The 16425-nt window shown below is 62.3% G+C and carries 15 protein-coding genes and 2 pseudogenes; 10 read left to right on the top strand and 7 right to left on the bottom strand.

The features are described from left to right. The first annotated feature begins 13 nt into the window (after nucleotides 1–13). The gene (locus C5L13_RS10560; protein WP_105383262.1) at nucleotides 14–1054 is read left to right on the top strand and encodes an alpha/beta fold hydrolase; all 1041 of its coding nucleotides are present in this window, start codon (nucleotides 14–16) and stop codon (nucleotides 1052–1054) included. A 74-nt stretch (nucleotides 1055–1128) separates the two neighbouring features. Beyond that, nucleotides 1129–1815, top strand: coding sequence for a universal stress protein (locus C5L13_RS10555; protein WP_105383261.1), 687 nt, complete (start codon nucleotides 1129–1131; stop codon nucleotides 1813–1815). Between the two features lie 102 nt (nucleotides 1816–1917). On the opposite strand, the gene C5L13_RS10550 is transcribed toward C5L13_RS10555, so the two are convergent. The 3 genes from C5L13_RS10550 to C5L13_RS10540 form a co-directional block, all read right to left on the bottom strand. Beyond that, nucleotides 1918–2364 carry a hypothetical protein gene (locus C5L13_RS10550; protein WP_105383260.1) on the bottom strand — a complete coding sequence of 149 codons (447 nt, stop codon included), beginning with the start codon at nucleotides 2362–2364 and terminating at the stop codon, nucleotides 1918–1920. Nucleotides 2365–2629: 265 nt separating this feature from the next. Then, nucleotides 2630–4069, bottom strand: coding sequence for a pyruvate kinase (pyk, locus tag C5L13_RS10545; protein WP_105383259.1), 1440 nt, complete (start codon nucleotides 4067–4069; stop codon nucleotides 2630–2632). After that, nucleotides 4069–4479, bottom strand: coding sequence for a DUF1036 domain-containing protein (locus C5L13_RS10540; RefSeq protein WP_105383554.1), 411 nt, complete (start codon nucleotides 4477–4479; stop codon nucleotides 4069–4071). The genes pyk and C5L13_RS10540 overlap by 1 nt, the downstream gene beginning before the upstream one ends. Nucleotides 4480–4741: 262 nt before the next feature. Between C5L13_RS10540 and C5L13_RS10535 the strand changes: the two genes are divergently transcribed. The 3 genes from C5L13_RS10535 to C5L13_RS10525 all read left to right on the top strand — a co-directional run bounded on the left by C5L13_RS10535 (nucleotide 4742) and on the right by C5L13_RS10525 (nucleotide 6219). Further along, nucleotides 4742–5533 carry an N-formylglutamate amidohydrolase gene (locus C5L13_RS10535; RefSeq protein ID WP_105383258.1) on the top strand — a complete coding sequence of 264 codons (792 nt, stop codon included), beginning with the start codon at nucleotides 4742–4744 and terminating at the stop codon, nucleotides 5531–5533. 22 nt (nucleotides 5534–5555) lie between these two features. Beyond that, nucleotides 5556–5864, top strand: coding sequence for a DUF1244 domain-containing protein (locus tag C5L13_RS10530; RefSeq protein ID WP_105383257.1), 309 nt, complete (start codon nucleotides 5556–5558; stop codon nucleotides 5862–5864). Nucleotides 5865–5946: 82 nt separating this feature from the next. Beyond that, nucleotides 5947–6219, top strand: a complete 273-nt coding sequence (locus tag C5L13_RS10525; protein WP_105383256.1) for a DUF2312 domain-containing protein — start codon at nucleotides 5947–5949, stop codon at nucleotides 6217–6219. 70 nt (nucleotides 6220–6289) lie between these two features. Here C5L13_RS10525 and C5L13_RS10520 read toward each other — a convergent pair whose 3' ends face one another. Beyond that, entirely contained in the window at nucleotides 6290–7195 is a 906-nt protein-coding gene (locus C5L13_RS10520; RefSeq protein ID WP_105383255.1) for a LysR family transcriptional regulator, read from the bottom strand. A gap of 150 nt (nucleotides 7196–7345) precedes the next feature. On the opposite strand from C5L13_RS10520, the gene C5L13_RS10515 reads away from it, so the two are divergent. Then, nucleotides 7346–7960 carry a nitroreductase family protein gene (locus C5L13_RS10515; protein ID WP_105383254.1) on the top strand — a complete coding sequence of 205 codons (615 nt, stop codon included), beginning with the start codon at nucleotides 7346–7348 and terminating at the stop codon, nucleotides 7958–7960. Next, nucleotides 7957–8814 carry an EamA family transporter gene (locus C5L13_RS10510; RefSeq protein ID WP_105383253.1) on the top strand — a complete coding sequence of 286 codons (858 nt, stop codon included), beginning with the start codon at nucleotides 7957–7959 and terminating at the stop codon, nucleotides 8812–8814. Before C5L13_RS10515 ends, C5L13_RS10510 begins: the two co-directional genes overlap by 4 nt. Before the next feature lie 90 nt (nucleotides 8815–8904). On the opposite strand, the gene C5L13_RS10505 is transcribed toward C5L13_RS10510, so the two are convergent. The 3 genes and pseudogenes from C5L13_RS10505 to C5L13_RS10500 all read right to left on the bottom strand — a co-directional run. Then, a complete protein-coding gene (locus C5L13_RS10505) occupies nucleotides 8905–10737 on the bottom strand; it encodes a DUF882 domain-containing protein (protein ID WP_105383252.1) in 1833 nt (610 codons plus the stop codon). A 253-nt stretch (nucleotides 10738–10990) separates the two neighbouring features. Next, nucleotides 10991–11167: pseudogene (locus C5L13_RS29600) on the bottom strand (helix-turn-helix domain-containing protein); the annotation flags it as partial. A gap of 200 nt (nucleotides 11168–11367) precedes the next feature. Then, nucleotides 11368–12556, bottom strand: a pseudogene (locus C5L13_RS10500) (sigma-54-dependent transcriptional regulator); the annotation flags it as partial. 164 nt (nucleotides 12557–12720) lie between these two features. On the opposite strand from C5L13_RS10500, the gene C5L13_RS10495 reads away from it, so the two are divergent. The 3 genes from C5L13_RS10495 to C5L13_RS10485 are packed head-to-tail and all read left to right on the top strand — an operon-like array spanning nucleotide 12721 to nucleotide 16421. Next, nucleotides 12721–14580, top strand: a complete 1860-nt coding sequence (locus tag C5L13_RS10495; RefSeq protein WP_105383250.1) for a M3 family oligoendopeptidase — start codon at nucleotides 12721–12723, stop codon at nucleotides 14578–14580. 9 nt (nucleotides 14581–14589) lie between these two features. Next, a complete protein-coding gene (locus C5L13_RS10490) occupies nucleotides 14590–15756 on the top strand; it encodes an aminodeoxychorismate synthase component I (RefSeq protein WP_105383249.1) in 1167 nt (388 codons plus the stop codon). Continuing rightward, nucleotides 15741–16421, top strand: coding sequence for an aminotransferase class IV family protein (locus C5L13_RS10485; protein ID WP_105383248.1), 681 nt, complete (start codon nucleotides 15741–15743; stop codon nucleotides 16419–16421). The genes C5L13_RS10490 and C5L13_RS10485 overlap by 16 nt, the downstream gene beginning before the upstream one ends. The last annotated feature ends 4 nt before the right edge of the window (nucleotides 16422–16425 follow it).

Raw genomic sequence — 16425 nt, 5'->3', positions numbered from 1 at the left:
TCCCCCTTCCCCCATGCTGATCCCGCTCCTCGCTCTCATCGGCATCGTCGCTTCCGCTTTCGGTTTCACCGCCTGGAAGGCGAAAGCGATCGAGGCCGAATTCCCGAACACCGGCGAACTGATCGACGTCGGCGGCTTTCGTATGAATTCGCTGCATGTACCCCGGCCACCCAGCGCCGATCTGCCGGCCGTCGTCTTCATCCATGGCGCCAGCGGCAATCTCCGCGATCAGGAAATCGCCTTTGGAAAAGCCCTGGAAGGCCGGGCGGAGATGCTCTTCGTCGACCGTCCCGGACATGGTTATTCCGAACGTGGCGGCTCGGAAAACGACTTTCCCGACGGCCAGGCGGACGCGATCGCCAGGCTGATGGAAAAGCGCGGCATCCAGAGCGCGATCATCGCCGGCCATTCGTTCGGCGGGGCGATTGCCGCAAGCTTTGCGCTGTTCCATCCCGAAAAGACCGCCGGCCTGCTTTTGCTGGCGCCGGCAACCCATCCCTGGCCGGGCAGCATCGACTGGTATTACAAACTCACCGCGAGACCCGTTCTCGGTCGTTTGTTCAGCCATCTCCTGGCGCTACCGGCGGGACTGGCATTGATGGAAACCGCGACCCGGTCGGTGTTCTATCCCAATCCCCGGCCGGAGACCTACCTCGACGACGGCGCGCCGGCCCTTGTCCTGCGGCCTCGAAACTTCCGCAGCAATGCAATCGATGTCGCCAATCTGAACGCCTATGTGACACGCATCTCGCAACGTTACGGCGAAATCGTTGCGCCGACGGTCATCATCACCGGCGACACGGACGCGATCGTTGCGGAGGAGATCCACTCGCGTGGCTTGGCGCGCGACATCAAGGGTTCGGAACTCGTCTGGATCCGCCATCTCGGCCACAAGCCCGACTACGTGGCGACGGATGTCGCCCTCGCCGCGATCGAGAAGCTCGCAGGCTTCCCGCGCGACCTGCAGGCTGCCGCCCACCTGGCGGAAGCGCGCATCGCGCCTCAAGTCCAGGAAGCGCCGTTGGAAATGGATCTCTCGATCGAGAAGACGTGAGCCCGGCTTGTCGACGCCAGCCCGAAGCAAGGTGCCCGTCCCAACCTCCGGCCAGACGGAATCGGAGAGGTGCGATGGAGATCGGCAGCTTTGGCAGAGACTATCCGACGCGGCCTGCGAAGCCGGATGACGCGCCGACCTCGAAAGAGGCCGCAGGGAAGGCATCGTCCGACCCAGCCAGCCGCAAGGAAGAGTTCTACGATCCGCTCGTCCATGGCCTGACGTCGCTGACGAAGGCGACGGAGGAGGCGGAAGAACAGGCAAAGGCCCGCGCCAAACGAAAGCTCGAGGATGCCAAGCAGCAGCTCGAATTCATGCGTCGCTGGGGTCTCGACCCTGAGGTGATTGCCAGGCAGGCGGCCCAACTCGGCGTGATCGTTGCGGGCGCTGCCCGCGAATTCACCGAGGCTTTGACCGGCGGCAGCGGGTTCACGTCATCCGTTCCCGCCAGTACTCCGTCCGGAGCAGAGACAGCCGATCCCGTCCTGGATCGGAACCAGCAATCCTCGTCCGGCGGTGAGTCGGTGCAGGATCCGAGATCCGTCTCCCGCGCCGAGCAGGCCTATCTCGACGAGATGGGCGAAACGCCGCGAGACACGCCAGGCTATCCCCGGACGACATCAAGACGGCGATGGAATTCAGCAGCGTCGCGCGCCAGATCAAGGCGCTGCTGGAAGAAGCCGCCCGCAAGCTGCGCGAAGAAAACAGCGCCGCCACCGTTTCCGGCACCCAAAGCCTTGACGCCTCCGTCAACGCGCTGACCAGCACCGTCTCCGCCATGCCGACGATCAGCATCACAATCTGACCATACCGCATTCAATGCGAACCTTTACGACGTGCGAGATCAGAAATTTACGACAGCTCTATGTTGCCTGCCATGCTTTCAGCACGCGTATAGCTAAAGGCTCCGATTCCGGCCAAAGCTGCACAAGATACTGATCCTCCCCGTCAAGCCCGTCTTCGCTCAAAGTGTCGAGACCCGATAAGCTTACGCGCACCCCCAAGGGGCCTGCTTTCGCAGCAAGGCGAGGTGACGTAGTTTCGTCGTCAGTCATGCCGGCGAGCACGAGTTGACCCGTAAGGCAACTGAATCCTGCCTCGACTATATGTTGAAAGGTCTCGAGATCGGAGACAGGGCGCTGGTCATGCCATTCGACACGCACGGGTACGGTCATATTGCGCGCGGTATGGACGATGATCCCGTTGGGTCCGGCCATGAGGCGGCGCGCAAGGCTCTCATCGGTGTAATCATCCGGCAATTCGGAATGAGCCTCATCGCGCAGATATAGCTGGAAGTAGTCAGCGAACATCTCGCCTTGGTATAATATTCGCACCAATGATCCTCCGAGCGCTGATAATCGCAAAAGTCCAACTTAAAGCGATGATTTTGCGACCGAGTTTGCGGCGTCGCAAATGGCATTCTTCGGCTTCTGAGTGTGCAGGATATTTCTGGCCAGAAAGCCGCTTGCAACGTCTGATTTGCAAGCGGCTCGGCCTCAATATCTGCTTTGATTCACCATCTCAGTCGGGCGCCGGATCGCTCCGGCGGCCTTCATTCGTCCGGGAGCTGCGGCCTCAGATACCGGTCTGGCCGTCCGAGCCGATATAGGCGATCCGCAGCATGTTGGTCGCGCCGGGCGTGCCGAGCGGAACACCAGCCGAAATGATGACCCGGTCGCCCGGCTTGCCGAAGCCTTCCGACACAACGATGCGGCAGGCGCGATTGACCATGTCGTCGAGATCGGTCGCGTCGTGGGTGACGACGCAATGCGTGCCCCAGCAGATGGAAAGCCGGCGTGCCGTCTGGATGATCGGAGACAGTGCGATGATCGGCACCTGCGGCCGCTCGCGCGAGGCGCGCAGGCCTGTCGTTCCCGATGACGTGTAAGTGACGATCGCCGAAAGACGCAAGGTTTCTGCGATCTGGCGGGCCGCCAGCGATATGGCGTCGGCGCCGGTCGCCTCCGGTGTGGCGCGCTGCGAATAGATGATGCTCGGATAAAGCGGGTCCTGTTCGACGGTCGTGGCGATCGATGCCATCATGGAGACGGCTTCCACCGGATACTGGCCCGACGCCGATTCAGCAGACAGCATGACCGCATCGGCGCCTTCGAACACGGCGATCGACACGTCCGAGACCTCCGCGCGGGTCGGCACCGGCGAGGAAATCATTGATTCCAGCATCTGGGTCGCCACGACGACCGGCTTGCCGGCACGCCGACAAGCGCGGGTCAGCTGCTTCTGGATGCCCGGCACCGATTCGATCGGCATTTCCACGCCGAGATCGCCGCGGGCGACCATCAGGGCGTCGGAGAGCTCGATGATCTCGTCTATGCGCTCGATGGCCTGCGGCTTCTCGATCTTCGACATGACGCCGACACGGCCGCGGGCGATCTTGCGCACTTCGGCAAGGTCGTCGGGACGTTGCACGAACGAGAGCGCCACCCAGTCGACCTCACCGGTCGCAAGCGCTGCGTCGAGATCGACCCGGTCCTTGTCGGTCAGTGCGCCGACGCCGAGCAGCGTGTCGGGCAGGCTGACCCCCTTCTTGTCGGAAATGCTTGTGCCGGCGATCACGGTGCAGACGATGCTCTTGCCGTCCGCCTTTTCCGCCCTCAGAGCCAGCTTGCCGTCGTCGATCAGGAGACGGTGACCGGGCTTCACGGCTTCGAGGATTTCCGGATGCGGCAGGAAAACACGGTTTTCGTCACCCGGCTCCTCGCGATTGTCGAGCGTGAAGGTCTGGCCGACCTTGAGCGTCACCTTGCCGGCCGCGAACTTGCCCACCCGGAGCTTCGGGCCCTGCAGGTCGCAGAGAATGCCGATCGGCCGGCCGCAACGCGCTTCGACCGAACGGATGCGCTGAATGAGCGTCCGCATCAGGTCGTGGCTGGCATGGCTCATGTTGATGCGGAAAAGATCGGCCCCCGCTTCGTGCAGCTTCTGGATCATCTCCTCTTCCGAGGAAGACGGTCCGAGCGTGGCAAGGATCTTAACTTTGCGGTAGCGCCTCATCAATTCTGGCCTTCTTGTGTGCCAGGCGTGTCCGAAAGCTGGACCATCCAGCTCCCCTGACGGCCCGTGTCGTATTCCTTGAAGCCCATGCGCTGAAAGCCACGGGCGAAACAATCGTTGACGCCGACGATCTTGAACTCGTTTTCCGCGACGCACATGTTGACATTGCCGGTCCAGCGGCCGCCGCGGGCCGCATCCTCGGCATAGAGATAATAATAACGGGACTGCAACTCCCCCTCGATCAGCGTCGCGCAGGTGGAGGCCGGAACCTGCCACCAGCCTTCGGTGGTCCAGCCGTCCGTCGCGCGGTAGCCGATGGCCACCCCGACAAGGTTCTGCGTGCTGTTGCAGACGCGGAAATCCGCATGTGCAGCACCCGCCGCGAGCAGCGGCACGCCGGCCGCCGCCATGGCAATCAGCGCCGGGGCGGAAAGGAGGGAGCGGAGATAAGTTTTCGGGGATTTTTTCGACACGGTTTCCGTCAGGACTCCATGGTTATTCGTGAAGCACTTTCTTCGCGCGACGGACTCGGAAAGTCAACGAACGTCTAATCGATTAACCAACCTTCGCATCACTAAGCAGCGCCTTTCAACCGGCCTGACGCCGCTTGCGCCCGGCGTCTCCGCATGCCATCACCGATATCTACGAAACGACAATTACTCCCCGCGCCACATGCAGGACTTCATTCCTTTCGAAATCATAGAAGGCGATTATGACGCCGGCATGGTGTTGCTCGCCGATCATGCCATGAACCGGCTGCCGGCCCGCTACGGAAGCCTCGGACTGCCGCAGAGCGCATTCGGTCGCCATATCGCTTTCGATATCGGCATCGAGATGCTGACCCGTCGGCTCGCGGCCATGCTGAATGCCCCGGCCGTGCTTGGCTGCTTTTCTCGCCTGCTCATCGATCCGAACCGCGGTGAGGACGATCCCACCTTGATCATGAAGATCTCCGACGGCGCGATCATCCCCGGCAACCACCCGATCACCGAAGAGGAATGGGCACTCCGGCTCGATACATATCACCGCCCCTATCATCGCGCGGTCGAACGGACGATCGCCAAGGCGGGAGCTTCCGGCCGCGCTCCGCTCGTGCTGTCGCTGCATTCCTTCACACCCTTCTGGAAAGGTGTGCCGAGACCTTGGCACGCGGCGGTGCTTTGGGACAGCGATCACCGCGCCGTCCTTCCTCTTCTCGAACTTCTGCGGCAGCCGGGCGATATCCTCGTCGGCGACAACGAGCCTTATGACGGCGCGCTGAAGGGCGACACCATGTATCGCCATTGCATGACGTCCGGCACTCCGCACGCGCTCCTTGAGGTGCGGCAGGACCTGATCGGCGATGAGCCGGGCGTAAACGCCTGGGCCGAAAGATTGGCGCCGGTCTTCAAGACGCTGAATGCCGACCCCACATTGCACGAATACAGGATCTTCCCGTCACGCACGGGTCCGTATCCGGCTTGAAGAGAACCCAGGAGATGTTCCGATGACCGAACTTTCGAAGGAACAGCAGACGGAATTCGAGGCTGCCGCCTTCCGCCGTCTGGTGCAGCATCTGCGTGAACGGACCGACGTGCAGAATATCGACCTGATGAATCTTGCCGGCTTCTGCCGCAACTGCCTGTCCAACTGGTACCGTGACGCTGCGACGGAAGCTGGCGTCGATATCTCCAAGGATGCTTCGCGCGAAATCGTCTACGGCATGCCTTACGAGGAGTGGAAAAATCTCCATCAGGCCGAAGCCGACGGCGCTCAAAAAGCCGCATTCGAAGTAAACAAGCCCGCTCACGGTTGATCGACGGGGCGATTTGTCTTGACCTTCCGGCGGCTTTTCGGCAGTTGACGACCACTCATTCAAATTTCATCAGGAGACCCCGATGTCTGATGCTCATGGCGTCGCCCGCGACCAACTCCGCGCATTTGTCGAGCGCATCGAAAGACTGGAAGAAGAAAAGAAGACGATCGCCGACGATATCAAGGACGTCTATGGCGAGGCCAAGTCCATGGGCTTCGACACCAAGATCCTGAAGAAGGTCATTGCGCTGCGCAAGAAGGACGATCAGGAGCGCATGGAAGAGGACTTGATCCTCGATACCTATCTGCAGGCGCTGGGGATGATCGAATCCGCTCCGGACCAGGACGCCGCCTGAAGCTCCCCGATCCGAGAAAAAACCAAAGACCCGCCGCAACGGCGGGTTTTTTGTTTTCGCTTGCCCGACCTCAATCAGCAGGCCGGTATCCCCGATTGAACTCCTCGATCAGGAAATCGAGGAACACCCTGAGCTTGGGGGCGACGAACCGCCGGGATGGATAGATCGCGTAAAGGTGCGTCTCCACCGTCGCCCATTCGTCGAGTGCGGTCTGCAGGACCCCCTTTTCCAGATCTTCCTCAACATAGGGACGGGGAATGAGGCTCAGGCCGAAACCTGCACGCAACGCATCGCGCACCGCAAGGCTCGATGTCACCTTGTAGCGGCCGTCGACGGAGATCCGCATCTGACGGTCGCCCTTGCGAAACTCCCATATGCCGGGATGACCGGACAGGCTGAACTGGATGCAGTTGTGCCGCCCCAGATCCTCCGGCGTCTCAGGGCGTCCCTGTGTTTCGAAATAGGCCGGCGCGGCGCAAAGAACATGCGGCATGGACGCGAGCTTCCGTGCAATCAGGCTGCTGTCCTCCAGATGATCGCTTCCGCGAATGGCGATGTCATAACCGTCCCGGACGATATCCACCCGCCGGTCATCGAGATGCAGATCGAGCGACAGGTCGGGATATTGTGAGAGAAAATCGGGAAGCGCCGCCGAAAGCCTGGTCAGCGTCACGGTCATGGGAGCGGCGACCCTGAGCACGCCGCTCGGCGCATCCTGCAGCGGCCCAAGCGCGCGCTCGGCCTCCTCCAGCCCGTCTAGAACGCGAATGACGTGGTCGAGATAGAGGCCGCCGGCCTCGGTGAGGGCCACGCGGCGCGTCGTGCGGTTGATGAGCCGGACGCCCAGATGCGCCTCCAGCTCGCCGATATTCTTGCTGACCGCCGGGGGCGACAGGCCCATCCGGCGGCCGGCTTCGGCAAAACTCTTCAGTTCCGCCACATGCCTGAACACGTTGAGCGCGGTAAACCGGTCCATCTCTTTCTTTCCGTTCAGTGAATAATGTCCTGCCACCTTAGCCGATTATCTGCAGTAGGCGAACAGCGTATCTACATGCGATCGGCCGAGCCGCTTCCCCTGTCGAAAAGTTCGGCAGGCGGCGGAGCCACGACGAAGAAGGCAAAAACCATGATCAACTCCATCATCACACTGCTCGAGAAGCGCATATCCGCAAACCTCTTTGACCCCGTTCATGAATTGCCCATGGCCGATATCGAGGCGCTGGTCCGCGTGGCGACCCGGGCGCCCACCGCCTACAATCTGCAGAACTGGCGCTTTATCGCCGTCCAGTCGCCGGAGGCCAAAGCCAGGCTCCGCGTGATCGCCCATGGTCAAAAGAAGGTCAGCGACGCCGCCGTCACCTTCATCCTGTGCGGCAGGCTGCCGGATGCCGAAACCCTGCCGGACCGGTTGAGGCCTTCGGTCGAGGCGGGCTTCATGCCCCCGGCCATGGCGCAGTCCTGGCAGGAGGGAGCGCGGGCTCAATATGCCGATGCGCAGACCGCACGGGACGAGGCTGTCCGCTCGGCGACTTTTGCGGCAGCGACGCTCATCCATGCCGCCGAGGCGCAGGGGCTTTCGTCCAGCGCGATGGTCGGCTTCGACGCGGCAGCCCTGAGACAGGATTTTGGCCTCCCCGCCGACGAGATCCCCGTAATGCTGGTCGCGATCGGCCGGGCAGCGGATGGCAACTGGCCGCAAAAGCCGCGCCGCCCGGTTTCGGAGGTCCTGGATATCCTATGAAAGCCTCCAGTTCCGATCTCCTTATCACCGCGCTCGCACCGGCAATCTGGGGCAGCACATATATCGTCACCACGCAGTTCCTGCCGCCAGGTTATCCGCTGACGGTCGCCGTTCTCCGCGCACTGCCGGCCGGGCTGCTCCTGCTGCTGTTCGTCCGGAGGCTGCCATGGGGCATCTGGTGGCTGCGCGTGTCCATTCTCGGCGCACTGAACATCTCGCTCTTCCTGTCCCTGCTTTTCGTCTCCGCCTACAGGCTCCCCGGCGGCATAGCCGCGACCATTGGAGCCGTGCAGCCGCTGATGGTCGTCCTTCTCGCCCGCCTGCTGCTCGGAAATCCGATCCGTTTCCTGTCGATCCTTGCCGCTCTCGCCGGCCTTTCAGGCGTGGCGCTGCTGGTTATGACACCGAAGGCGGCGCTTGATCCCCTCGGCATAGCCGCAGGCCTCGCAGGTGCTGCCTGCATGGCCCTCGGCACGGTCCTCAGCCGCCGCTGGCAGCCGCCGGTCTCGCCGCTCGCTTTCACCGCGTGGCAACTGACGGTGGGCGGCATTCTCCTCCTGCCCGCCGCGCTCTACCTGGAGCCCGCCCTGCCGCCGGTCACGACGATGAACCTCCTCGGCTTCGCCTGGCTTAGTCTCATCGGAGCGGCACTGACATACATGCTCTGGTTCCGCGGCATCGCCCGTTTGGATTCCGCCGTGGTCTCTTCACTCACCCTCTTGAGCCCCATGGTGGCGATGCTGCTCGGCTGGACATTCCTGCATCAGACATTGAGCGCCATCCAGATTGCCGGAGCCGCCCTTGTGATTATCGCGATCGAGTTCAATCGCCAGGCCCAACTTCGCCAACAGTAGAAGAGCCCGGAAGGGGTGTCATGCAGCCGCGGCTACCAATAAAAAACCCGCCATTCCGGCGGGTTTTCATTGAAGCGAATTTTTGAGCGATCAGTTCGCCGGGCCGCTGAAGCGGTTCGGATCGATCGCCACCGTTGCGGCAACCGGCTTGAAGCCGCCGCCGGAATAGGCTGCCGAATAGTCGGCATTCAGCGTCCGATTGGTGACGCGCGGCGCCTTCATCGAGGCGACCTCTTCGGCGCGATTGTTATTGAGAGCCCATTTCGCAACCATATCACCGGTCAGGCCCTTGTTCGCTGCCGGAGCAGTTGCCTGGGAGGCAGGCTGGGCCGTGCGGCCACCCTTGGTCGGCGCCGGCAGGGCGCCGACAGAAGCAGCGACCGGGGTCTTCGGCCCGTCGAACCCGTCGCCGAACTGCATGCCCTTCTTGGTGGACGAAGACTGGATGACCTTGGGCGAAACCGCAGCCGTCTGAACCGGCTTCTGGGCCGGGGCGGCCTGAGGTGCGGGCAGAGCCGTGGCTTTGGGCTGCGACGGAACCGGAACGGCAGCCGCCGGCGCTGACGGCATTGCCTGACGCGCAGGCTCGACGCTCTGCGAGAGGGCGGCCACGAGCTCAGGCGTGAGTTCCTGCTCGCTGGAATTGGCCGGTGAAGCCGGAGCCGTCGCGGCAGCAGGGCGATCAGCCGGCAGCGGGATGGCGGCCATCTCCTGTGGCGTCTGCATCGGACCGACCGACGCGGTCATCACACCGTTGTCGGCGTCGCCCTTCAGGCCACGCGGGCCGAGCAGTGTCGGAACCGGAATGTTATAGGCGGAAAGATCCGCAAAATTCTCGCCGGTCTGCTGCGGCGCATTGGCCTGAGCGGAGGCCTGCATGGCAAGCGCTTCCTGCGCCGGGTTGCGTGCCGGCGAGTAGAGCGCGGTCGCAAATCCGCCAGGAGCCGCATCCGAGCGGAAGGCCGGACGCGAAAGCGGAACGGGCGCTGCGATATTGTCCTGAGGCGGCTGGGGCGCAGCAGAAGCGACCATCACGGGAGCCGCTGGCTCCTCTTCCGGTGCAGGCTTTGCGGCCGGTGCCGGACGTTGCGCCGTGGCGGGCGCCGGCGTGCTGCTTTCCTCGTTGTCCTCTTCCTCGTCGGCGCCACCGCCGCCGAACAGGAAGGCCAGCAGGTTCGGCTGCCGCTTGCGGCCGGACTCTTCGCCGCGAATGCCGCCGCCGGCCGTGCTGGCGATCTGGATCGAGCTGGAGCTGACGCGTTTCTTGTAGTCGGCAAGCGCCTGTTCATAGCCCGGGAGCGGCTTACCGTCGGCAGGAAGATGAACGGTGTTGCCCTTCGGGAAAATCTGCACGAGCTCCTGGCGCGACATGCGCGGCCAGGCGCGAACGCCGCCGACATCGAGATGCACGAAAGGCGAACCGGACTTCGGATAGTAGCCGACGCCGCCGACCTGCATCTGCATGGCAAGCGCGCGCAGCGTCGAAAGCTTCACGCCGGGAATGTAGAAATCCATCGCCTTGCCGAGCATGTGCTGGCTGTTCTTGGCAACACCCGTGGTGCGGGAACGCGAACGCAGCATGCCGTTGGTTTCAGGCGAACGAAAAGCCGAGACCACGTGGACGTAATCGGAAGCGCCGGAACGGCGATAGACTTCCCAGACGAGATCGAAAAGCCGCGGGTCCATCTTGGTCGGCTGATTCTTGCGCCAGTCGCGCAGGAGCTGGTTGATCTGCTGCAGGCCGCGCTGATCGTATCTGCCATTCCGCTTGAAGGTGATGACTGCCTTTTCGCCGGTATGCACGAAATAGAGCTTCAGGGTGCGATCTTCGGCGGCAGCCTGAGTGGCGGAGCCGGAAAGAATAGGCAACGCCGTCAAAAGCAGCAGAGCCGCGGCCACAACGCGCTTGGTGAAAGCTCCCATAAGCCCGGCTTTGCCGCCCGGCGCCTTCTCACCCGAAGGCGTTTCTTTTGCATACTGATCCGGCAAAACGATCCCCGTCCTGTCGACAACGTCCCACGTTGCCTCAAATGACTGTCAATTGCGGTGACACGATGGCAAATGTGCCACACATGTACAACCTTATTCCGTATAGTCAACAATTGACTAATAGGAGATTGACAGAGGGTGACAGGACTTCCTTGCGCGAAGGTTAACCATTTCTAATGCACTATTACTACGCTGCTTCTCTCAACGGATCGTCGGGATCAATGCCGTAATCCTTGAGTTTCCGGTAAAGGGTGGACCTCCCGATGCCCAGTTTGCGGGCGACCTGGCTCATCTGGCCGCGATAGAATTTGAGCGCAAAACGGATGAGCTCTTCTTCCACATCGGCAAGCTTCCGCACCTCGCCGGCCTCGTCGGTGCTGATGATGATATTGTCCGCCGTCGGATAGGCAGCGGCCAGCATGGCCTTCGGATCCGGCTTTCCGATCCGCGCTCTTTCGCTGTTGGCGAAGACCGGCGATTCGGCGAGCGCCTCGCGCACAGCGCGGTCGGCCACGAAGGACGGCGGCGGAGCGACAGCGGTTGCGACGAGTTCAGCGGAATGGAATTCCGGCACCTGCGCGGCGATCTGCGGAAAATCCGCGTCGGTCAGTTCATCGCCTTCCGCAAGCACCACGGCCCGGAAGACGGCATTCTCGAGCTGGCGAATATTGCCCGGCCAGTCGTAGGCGGTCAGCAGCGCGAGTGCGCTCGGACCGACCGTCAGCGTCTTCGGCAGCTTCTGTTCGGTGGAGAAGCGCTCGGCAAAGACGCGGGCGAGATGGGGAATGTCTTCCTTGCGGCGACGCAGAGCCGGGATCGTGATCGGGAAGACGTTGAGGCGATAGTAGAGGTCCTCGCGGAAGCGCCCCGCGCGCACTTCCTCGATCAGGTCCTTGTTGGTTGCAGAAATAAGGCGAACATTGACCTTCTGCACCTTGGCCGCACCGACGGTCTCAATTTCGCCTTGTTGAACGGCGCGCAGGAGCTTCACCTGAACGTCGAGCGGCAGATCGCCGATCTCGTCCAGGAAAAGCGTGCCGCCATCCGCCTCGACGAACTTTCCGGTGTGTTTCTCCGAAGCGCCGGTAAAGGCGCCCTTCTCGTGGCCGAAAAGAATGCTTTCCACCAGATTGTGCGGAATGGCACCGCAATTGACCGTGATGAACGGTTTGCCGGCGCGGTCGCCGTTCGACTGGATGGCGCGAGCGATCATTTCCTTGCCGACGCCCGATTCGCCTTCCAGAACCACCGGAATGTTCGAATGAGCCGCACGCTGGGCGAGATCGATGACCCGCAGCATATCGGGGCTTGCCGAAACGATATCCCCGAAACCGACGGCCCCGGGGCGTTGGCGCCGTCCGGCACGGGCTCTGGATTCCTTTTGGTCGAGCTTCAGCGCATTGGCGACGGAGGCTGCGATCCGCTCCGGCGAAACCGGTTTGACGACGAAATCGAAAGCGCCGGCGCGCATCGCCTGGACGACCGAATCGATGCTGCCCTGCCCGGTCTGGACGATCACCGGCGTCTCGATACCGAGTTCGCGGATCGCCGAGAGGAAGGTCAGACCGTCCATCTCCGGCATCATCAGGTCCAGCACGATGACGTTGACGTCGACCGCGGTCCGCTTCAGGAACTCAAGTGCGACGAGACCGTTTTCGGCGAGATGTGCGGAATGGCCATATCGCTCCACGGCGTTCTTCAACAGGCGACGTTGAATCGGATCATCATCGACAACGAGGATTTGCGCAATCATGCTCGGCTCCCGGCTACGTTCATCGTGCCCCCTTTCGGGCTCTTATGTAGCCGGTTGTGTCAGAAAGGCTTGAACATCCCCTTTTGAGAAAAGCTTGCATTTTAACTGAGGGCGATGAAAACAACTCCGCAGAAACCGGACCGTAAAATCAGAAGGACAAGGCGATGAGACGACCCGAAACCGCGTTCCGTGAAATTCCTGCCGCGACAGCCGCAGGCAGCGCCGCATCCGACCCGGCGCTCGGATTGCTGCCGGCCTGGAAGCTGTCGGATCTCTATCCTGCAAAGGATGCGCCGACTTATGCGGCAGACATGGAAAAGGCGGAAAAGCTTTCGCTCGCCTTCGAGGAGAAGTGGAAGGGCAAGCTTACCGAAGCCGCGACGAAGACCGGCGCCGGCGGTATCGGCGAGGCACTGAAGGAATACGAGGCGCTGGACGACCTCCTCGGCAAGCTCGGCTCCTTTGCCGGCCTCACCTATTTTTCCGACACGACGGATCCCGCCAACGGCAAGTTCTATGGAGACGCGCAGGCGAAGCTGACCGACCTTTCGTCGCATCTGCTTTTCTTCGCGCTCGAGCTGAACCGCATCGAAGACGCCGTCATGGATGCCTGCATGGATCGCGATCCGGCCGCCGGCCATTACCGGCCGTGGATCGTCGATCTCCGGAAGGACAAGCCTTTCCAGCTCGAGGACAAGCTGGAACAGCTCTTCCTCGAAAAATCGATGACGAGCGCTGCCGCCTTCAACCGGCTGTTCGACGAAACCATGGCGGAGCTGCGCTTCGAGGTGGACGGCGAAAAGCTGCCGCTCGAAGTGACCCTCAACATGCTGCAGGAGCCTGAGCCGGAGGTGCGCGCCAAGGCTGCCGCGGCACTGTCCAAGACCTTCGGCGAAAATCTCCGCGTCTTCACGCTGATCACCAACACGCTCGCCAAGGACAAGGAGATTTCCGACCGCTGGCGGGGCTTCGAGGATATCGCCGACAGCCGCCATCTCGCCAATCGCGTCGAGCGGGAAGTGGTGGATGCGCTGGCCGATGCGGTAAAGGACGCCTATCCGCGCCTGTCGCACCGCTACTATGCGATGAAGGCAAAGTGGCTCGGCATGGAGCAGCTGAACTTCTGGGACCGCAATGCGCCGCTGCCGGAAACCCCGACAGCGCTCATTCCCTGGACGGATGCGAAGGAAACGGTGCTTTCCGCCTATCGCGGCTTTGCGCCGGAAATGGCCGAGATCGCGGGGCGCTTCTTCGAGGAGGAATGGATCGACGCCCCGGTCCGTCCGGGCAAGGCGCCGGGCGCTTTCGCGCATCCGGTGGTGCCGTCTGCCCATCCTTATGTGCTCGTCAACTACATGGGCAAGCCGCGCGACGTGATGACGCTCGCCCACGAACTCGGCCACGGCGTGCATCAGGTGCTCGCCGGCGATCAGGGCGCCTTGATGTGCCAGACCCCGCTGACGCTCGCCGAAACCGCCTCGGTCTTCGGCGAAATGCTGACTTTCCGGGCGCTCCTCGAAAAGACGAAGGACAAGCGGGAACGCAAGGCGATGCTCGCCCAGAAAGTCGAGGACATGATCAACACGGTCGTGCGCCAGATCGCCTTCTATCAGTTCGAGCGCAAGGTTCACGCAGCTCGCAAGGAAGGCGAACTGACGGCCGAACAGATCGGTGAATTGTGGCTGTCGGTCCAGGGCGAAAGCCTCGGCCCTGCGATAAAGATCTCGGAGGGTTATGAAAGCTGGTGGACCTACATCCCCCACTTCATCCACTCGCCCTTCTACGTCTATGCCTATGCCTTCGGCGACTGCCTGGTAAACTCGCTCTACGCGGTCTACCAGAACGCCGCGCCGGGCTTCCAGCAGAAGTATTTCGAACTCCTGAAGGCTGGCGGCACCAAGCACCATTCGGAACTCCTGAAGCCGTTCGGCCTCGATGCCACCGATCCGTCCTTCTGGTCGAAGGGCCTGTCGATGATCGAAAGCCTGATCGACGAGCTTGAGGCCCTGGACAAGGGCGCCTGAGCCATTCCGATGGAGCAGAAGGCGCCCTACGCGCTCTTTCGCGATGACCCTGCCGGCCGGAGCCTCGTCTTCGACCGGCCTGAGGAGGTCGTCTTTGCCCACACTGCAGACGAGGTGCTGCCTGCGCTGCTGCGGCTGGAAGAAGCGCGCCGCGCCGGCCGCTGGCTGGCGGGTTACATTTCCTACGAAGCCGGCCACATCTTCGAGGAAAAGCTCAAACACCTGATCGTGCCCGAGCGGGATACGCCGCTGATCGCGATGGGCATATTCGAGAAACCGGCGGGAAACGAACATCCGCTGGCCTTGCCTCCCGATGCCCAGTCCACCCCAGCGCCGCCGTTTCTCGAAAGCCCGACGGCTGCCTGGGATTTAGAGACCTATCGGGAGCGTTTCGACCGACTGCACGAACACCTGCGCCGCGGCGACTGCTACCAGGCGAATCTGACGATGCCGATCACTGCCCGGTGGCAGGGCGATCCGCGCCAGGCCTTCTGGTCCCTCGTCTCGCGCCAGCCGGTCCGTTACGGCGCCCTCGTCGACCTTGGTGGTCCGGTCATTCTGTCGCGATCGCCGGAACTTTTCTTTTCCGTCGATGCCGAGCGGTTCATCGAAACCCATCCGATGAAAGGAACGGCCCCGCGCGGTAAAACCGCCGAAGAAGATGCAGCCATCGTCGCGGCGATGCTTGCGGACGAAAAGACCCAGGCGGAAAACCGCATGATCGTCGACCTCTTGCGCAACGACATCTCTGTCATCAGCGAGGTCGGCACGCTGTCCGTCCCAAAACTCTTCGCGATCGAGACCTACCCGACCGTCCACCAGATGGTGAGCCATGTGCGGGCAAAACTCCTGCCCGAGGTCGGTTTCCCGCAGATCCTTGCCGCCTTGTTTCCCTGCGGTTCGATCACGGGAGCGCCGAAGATGTGGGCCATGCAGATCCTCGCACGGCTGGAGGTCGGCCCCCGCGATGTCTATTGCGGCGCGATCGGTTATTGCGATCCGGCCGGGCCTATGCGTTTTTCGGTGGCAATCCGGACGATCACGCTTTTCAATGACGGAAAGGCGGTCTTCAATGTCGGAGGCGGCATCGTCTTCGACTCCGAGGCCGAAGCCGAGTATGATGAGTGTCTTCTGAAGGCACGTTTTGCGGTAGGCGATCAATGGATTTCTCGCTGATCGAAACGATGCGCTGGGAACCGGGTTCGGGTTTCCTGCGCGTGGAGCAGCACCTGCGCCGGCTCAAGCGCTCGGCCGATGCCCTCGGATTCCGCCCGCCGCCACCGGATACGCTGAAGCAGCTCGAAGCGGCAATCGGCGGCGGCGACGCCATGCGCGTCCGTCTCGTCATGACCTACCGCGGCAAGATCGAGATCACGGTGACGCCTTTCATCCCGGCTCCGGCCGAGACAGTGTGGCGTGTCCGGGTTGCGGCCACAAAACTTCCATCGGACGATCCCCTGTTCCGCCACAAGACCTCCCGGCGGGAACCCTACGAAGCGGCCCGCGCCGAATTTTCGCCTGACGACGCGGACGAGGTAATCCTTCTCAACGAGCGCGGCGAAATCTGCGAAGGCACGATCACCAACGTTTTCGTCGAGGAGGCGGACGGCCGGCTGCTTACGCCGCCGCTGATGAGCGGGCTGCTGCCTGGCGTATTGCGGGCCGAGCTGATTCGTGAGGGAAAGGCACGCAGTCAGATACTTCGCCTCGAAGACCTCGGGGATCGCCGACTGTTCGTCGGCAATTCGCTCCGCGGCCTCATCCCCGCCGAACTCATGGACCGCGAACAACAGTCAGAAGGCGTTTGCACCGATACGGTCGCGCGCAGAACCGCGGGGTAGAGAC

The organism is Neorhizobium alkalisoli, from assembly GCF_002968635.1.
Taxonomy (GTDB): domain Bacteria; phylum Pseudomonadota; class Alphaproteobacteria; order Rhizobiales; family Rhizobiaceae; genus Neorhizobium; species Neorhizobium alkalisoli.
The sequence above is the reverse complement of the archived record's forward strand: the minus strand, read 5'-3'. Positions and strand labels throughout refer to the sequence as shown.

Coding starts and splice junctions, on each gene's coding strand:
- C5L13_RS10490 (WP_105383249.1), top strand. CDS start 14,590: ATGGAGCAGAAGGCGCCCTACGCGCTCTTTCGCGATGACCCTGCCGGC.
- C5L13_RS10525 (WP_105383256.1), top strand. CDS start 5,947: ATGTCTGATGCTCATGGCGTCGCCCGCGACCAACTCCGCGCATTTGTC.
- C5L13_RS10485 (WP_105383248.1), top strand. CDS start 15,741: ATGGATTTCTCGCTGATCGAAACGATGCGCTGGGAACCGGGTTCGGGT.
- C5L13_RS10495 (WP_105383250.1), top strand. CDS start 12,721: ATGAGACGACCCGAAACCGCGTTCCGTGAAATTCCTGCCGCGACAGCC.
- C5L13_RS10520 (WP_105383255.1), bottom strand. CDS start 7,195: ATGGACCGGTTTACCGCGCTCAACGTGTTCAGGCATGTGGCGGAACTG.
- C5L13_RS10530 (WP_105383257.1), top strand. CDS start 5,556: ATGACCGAACTTTCGAAGGAACAGCAGACGGAATTCGAGGCTGCCGCC.
- C5L13_RS10540 (WP_105383554.1), bottom strand. CDS start 4,479: ATGGCGGCGGCCGGCGTGCCGCTGCTCGCGGCGGGTGCTGCACATGCG.
- C5L13_RS10555 (WP_105383261.1), top strand. CDS start 1,129: ATGGAGATCGGCAGCTTTGGCAGAGACTATCCGACGCGGCCTGCGAAG.
- C5L13_RS10515 (WP_105383254.1), top strand. CDS start 7,346: ATGATCAACTCCATCATCACACTGCTCGAGAAGCGCATATCCGCAAAC.
- C5L13_RS10550 (WP_105383260.1), bottom strand. CDS start 2,364: ATGTTCGCTGACTACTTCCAGCTATATCTGCGCGATGAGGCTCATTCC.
- C5L13_RS10560 (WP_105383262.1), top strand. CDS start 14: ATGCTGATCCCGCTCCTCGCTCTCATCGGCATCGTCGCTTCCGCTTTC.
- pyk (WP_105383259.1), bottom strand. CDS start 4,069: ATGAGGCGCTACCGCAAAGTTAAGATCCTTGCCACGCTCGGACCGTCT.
- C5L13_RS10510 (WP_105383253.1), top strand. CDS start 7,957: ATGAAAGCCTCCAGTTCCGATCTCCTTATCACCGCGCTCGCACCGGCA.
- C5L13_RS10505 (WP_105383252.1), bottom strand. CDS start 10,737: ATGGGAGCTTTCACCAAGCGCGTTGTGGCCGCGGCTCTGCTGCTTTTG.
- C5L13_RS10535 (WP_105383258.1), top strand. CDS start 4,742: ATGCAGGACTTCATTCCTTTCGAAATCATAGAAGGCGATTATGACGCC.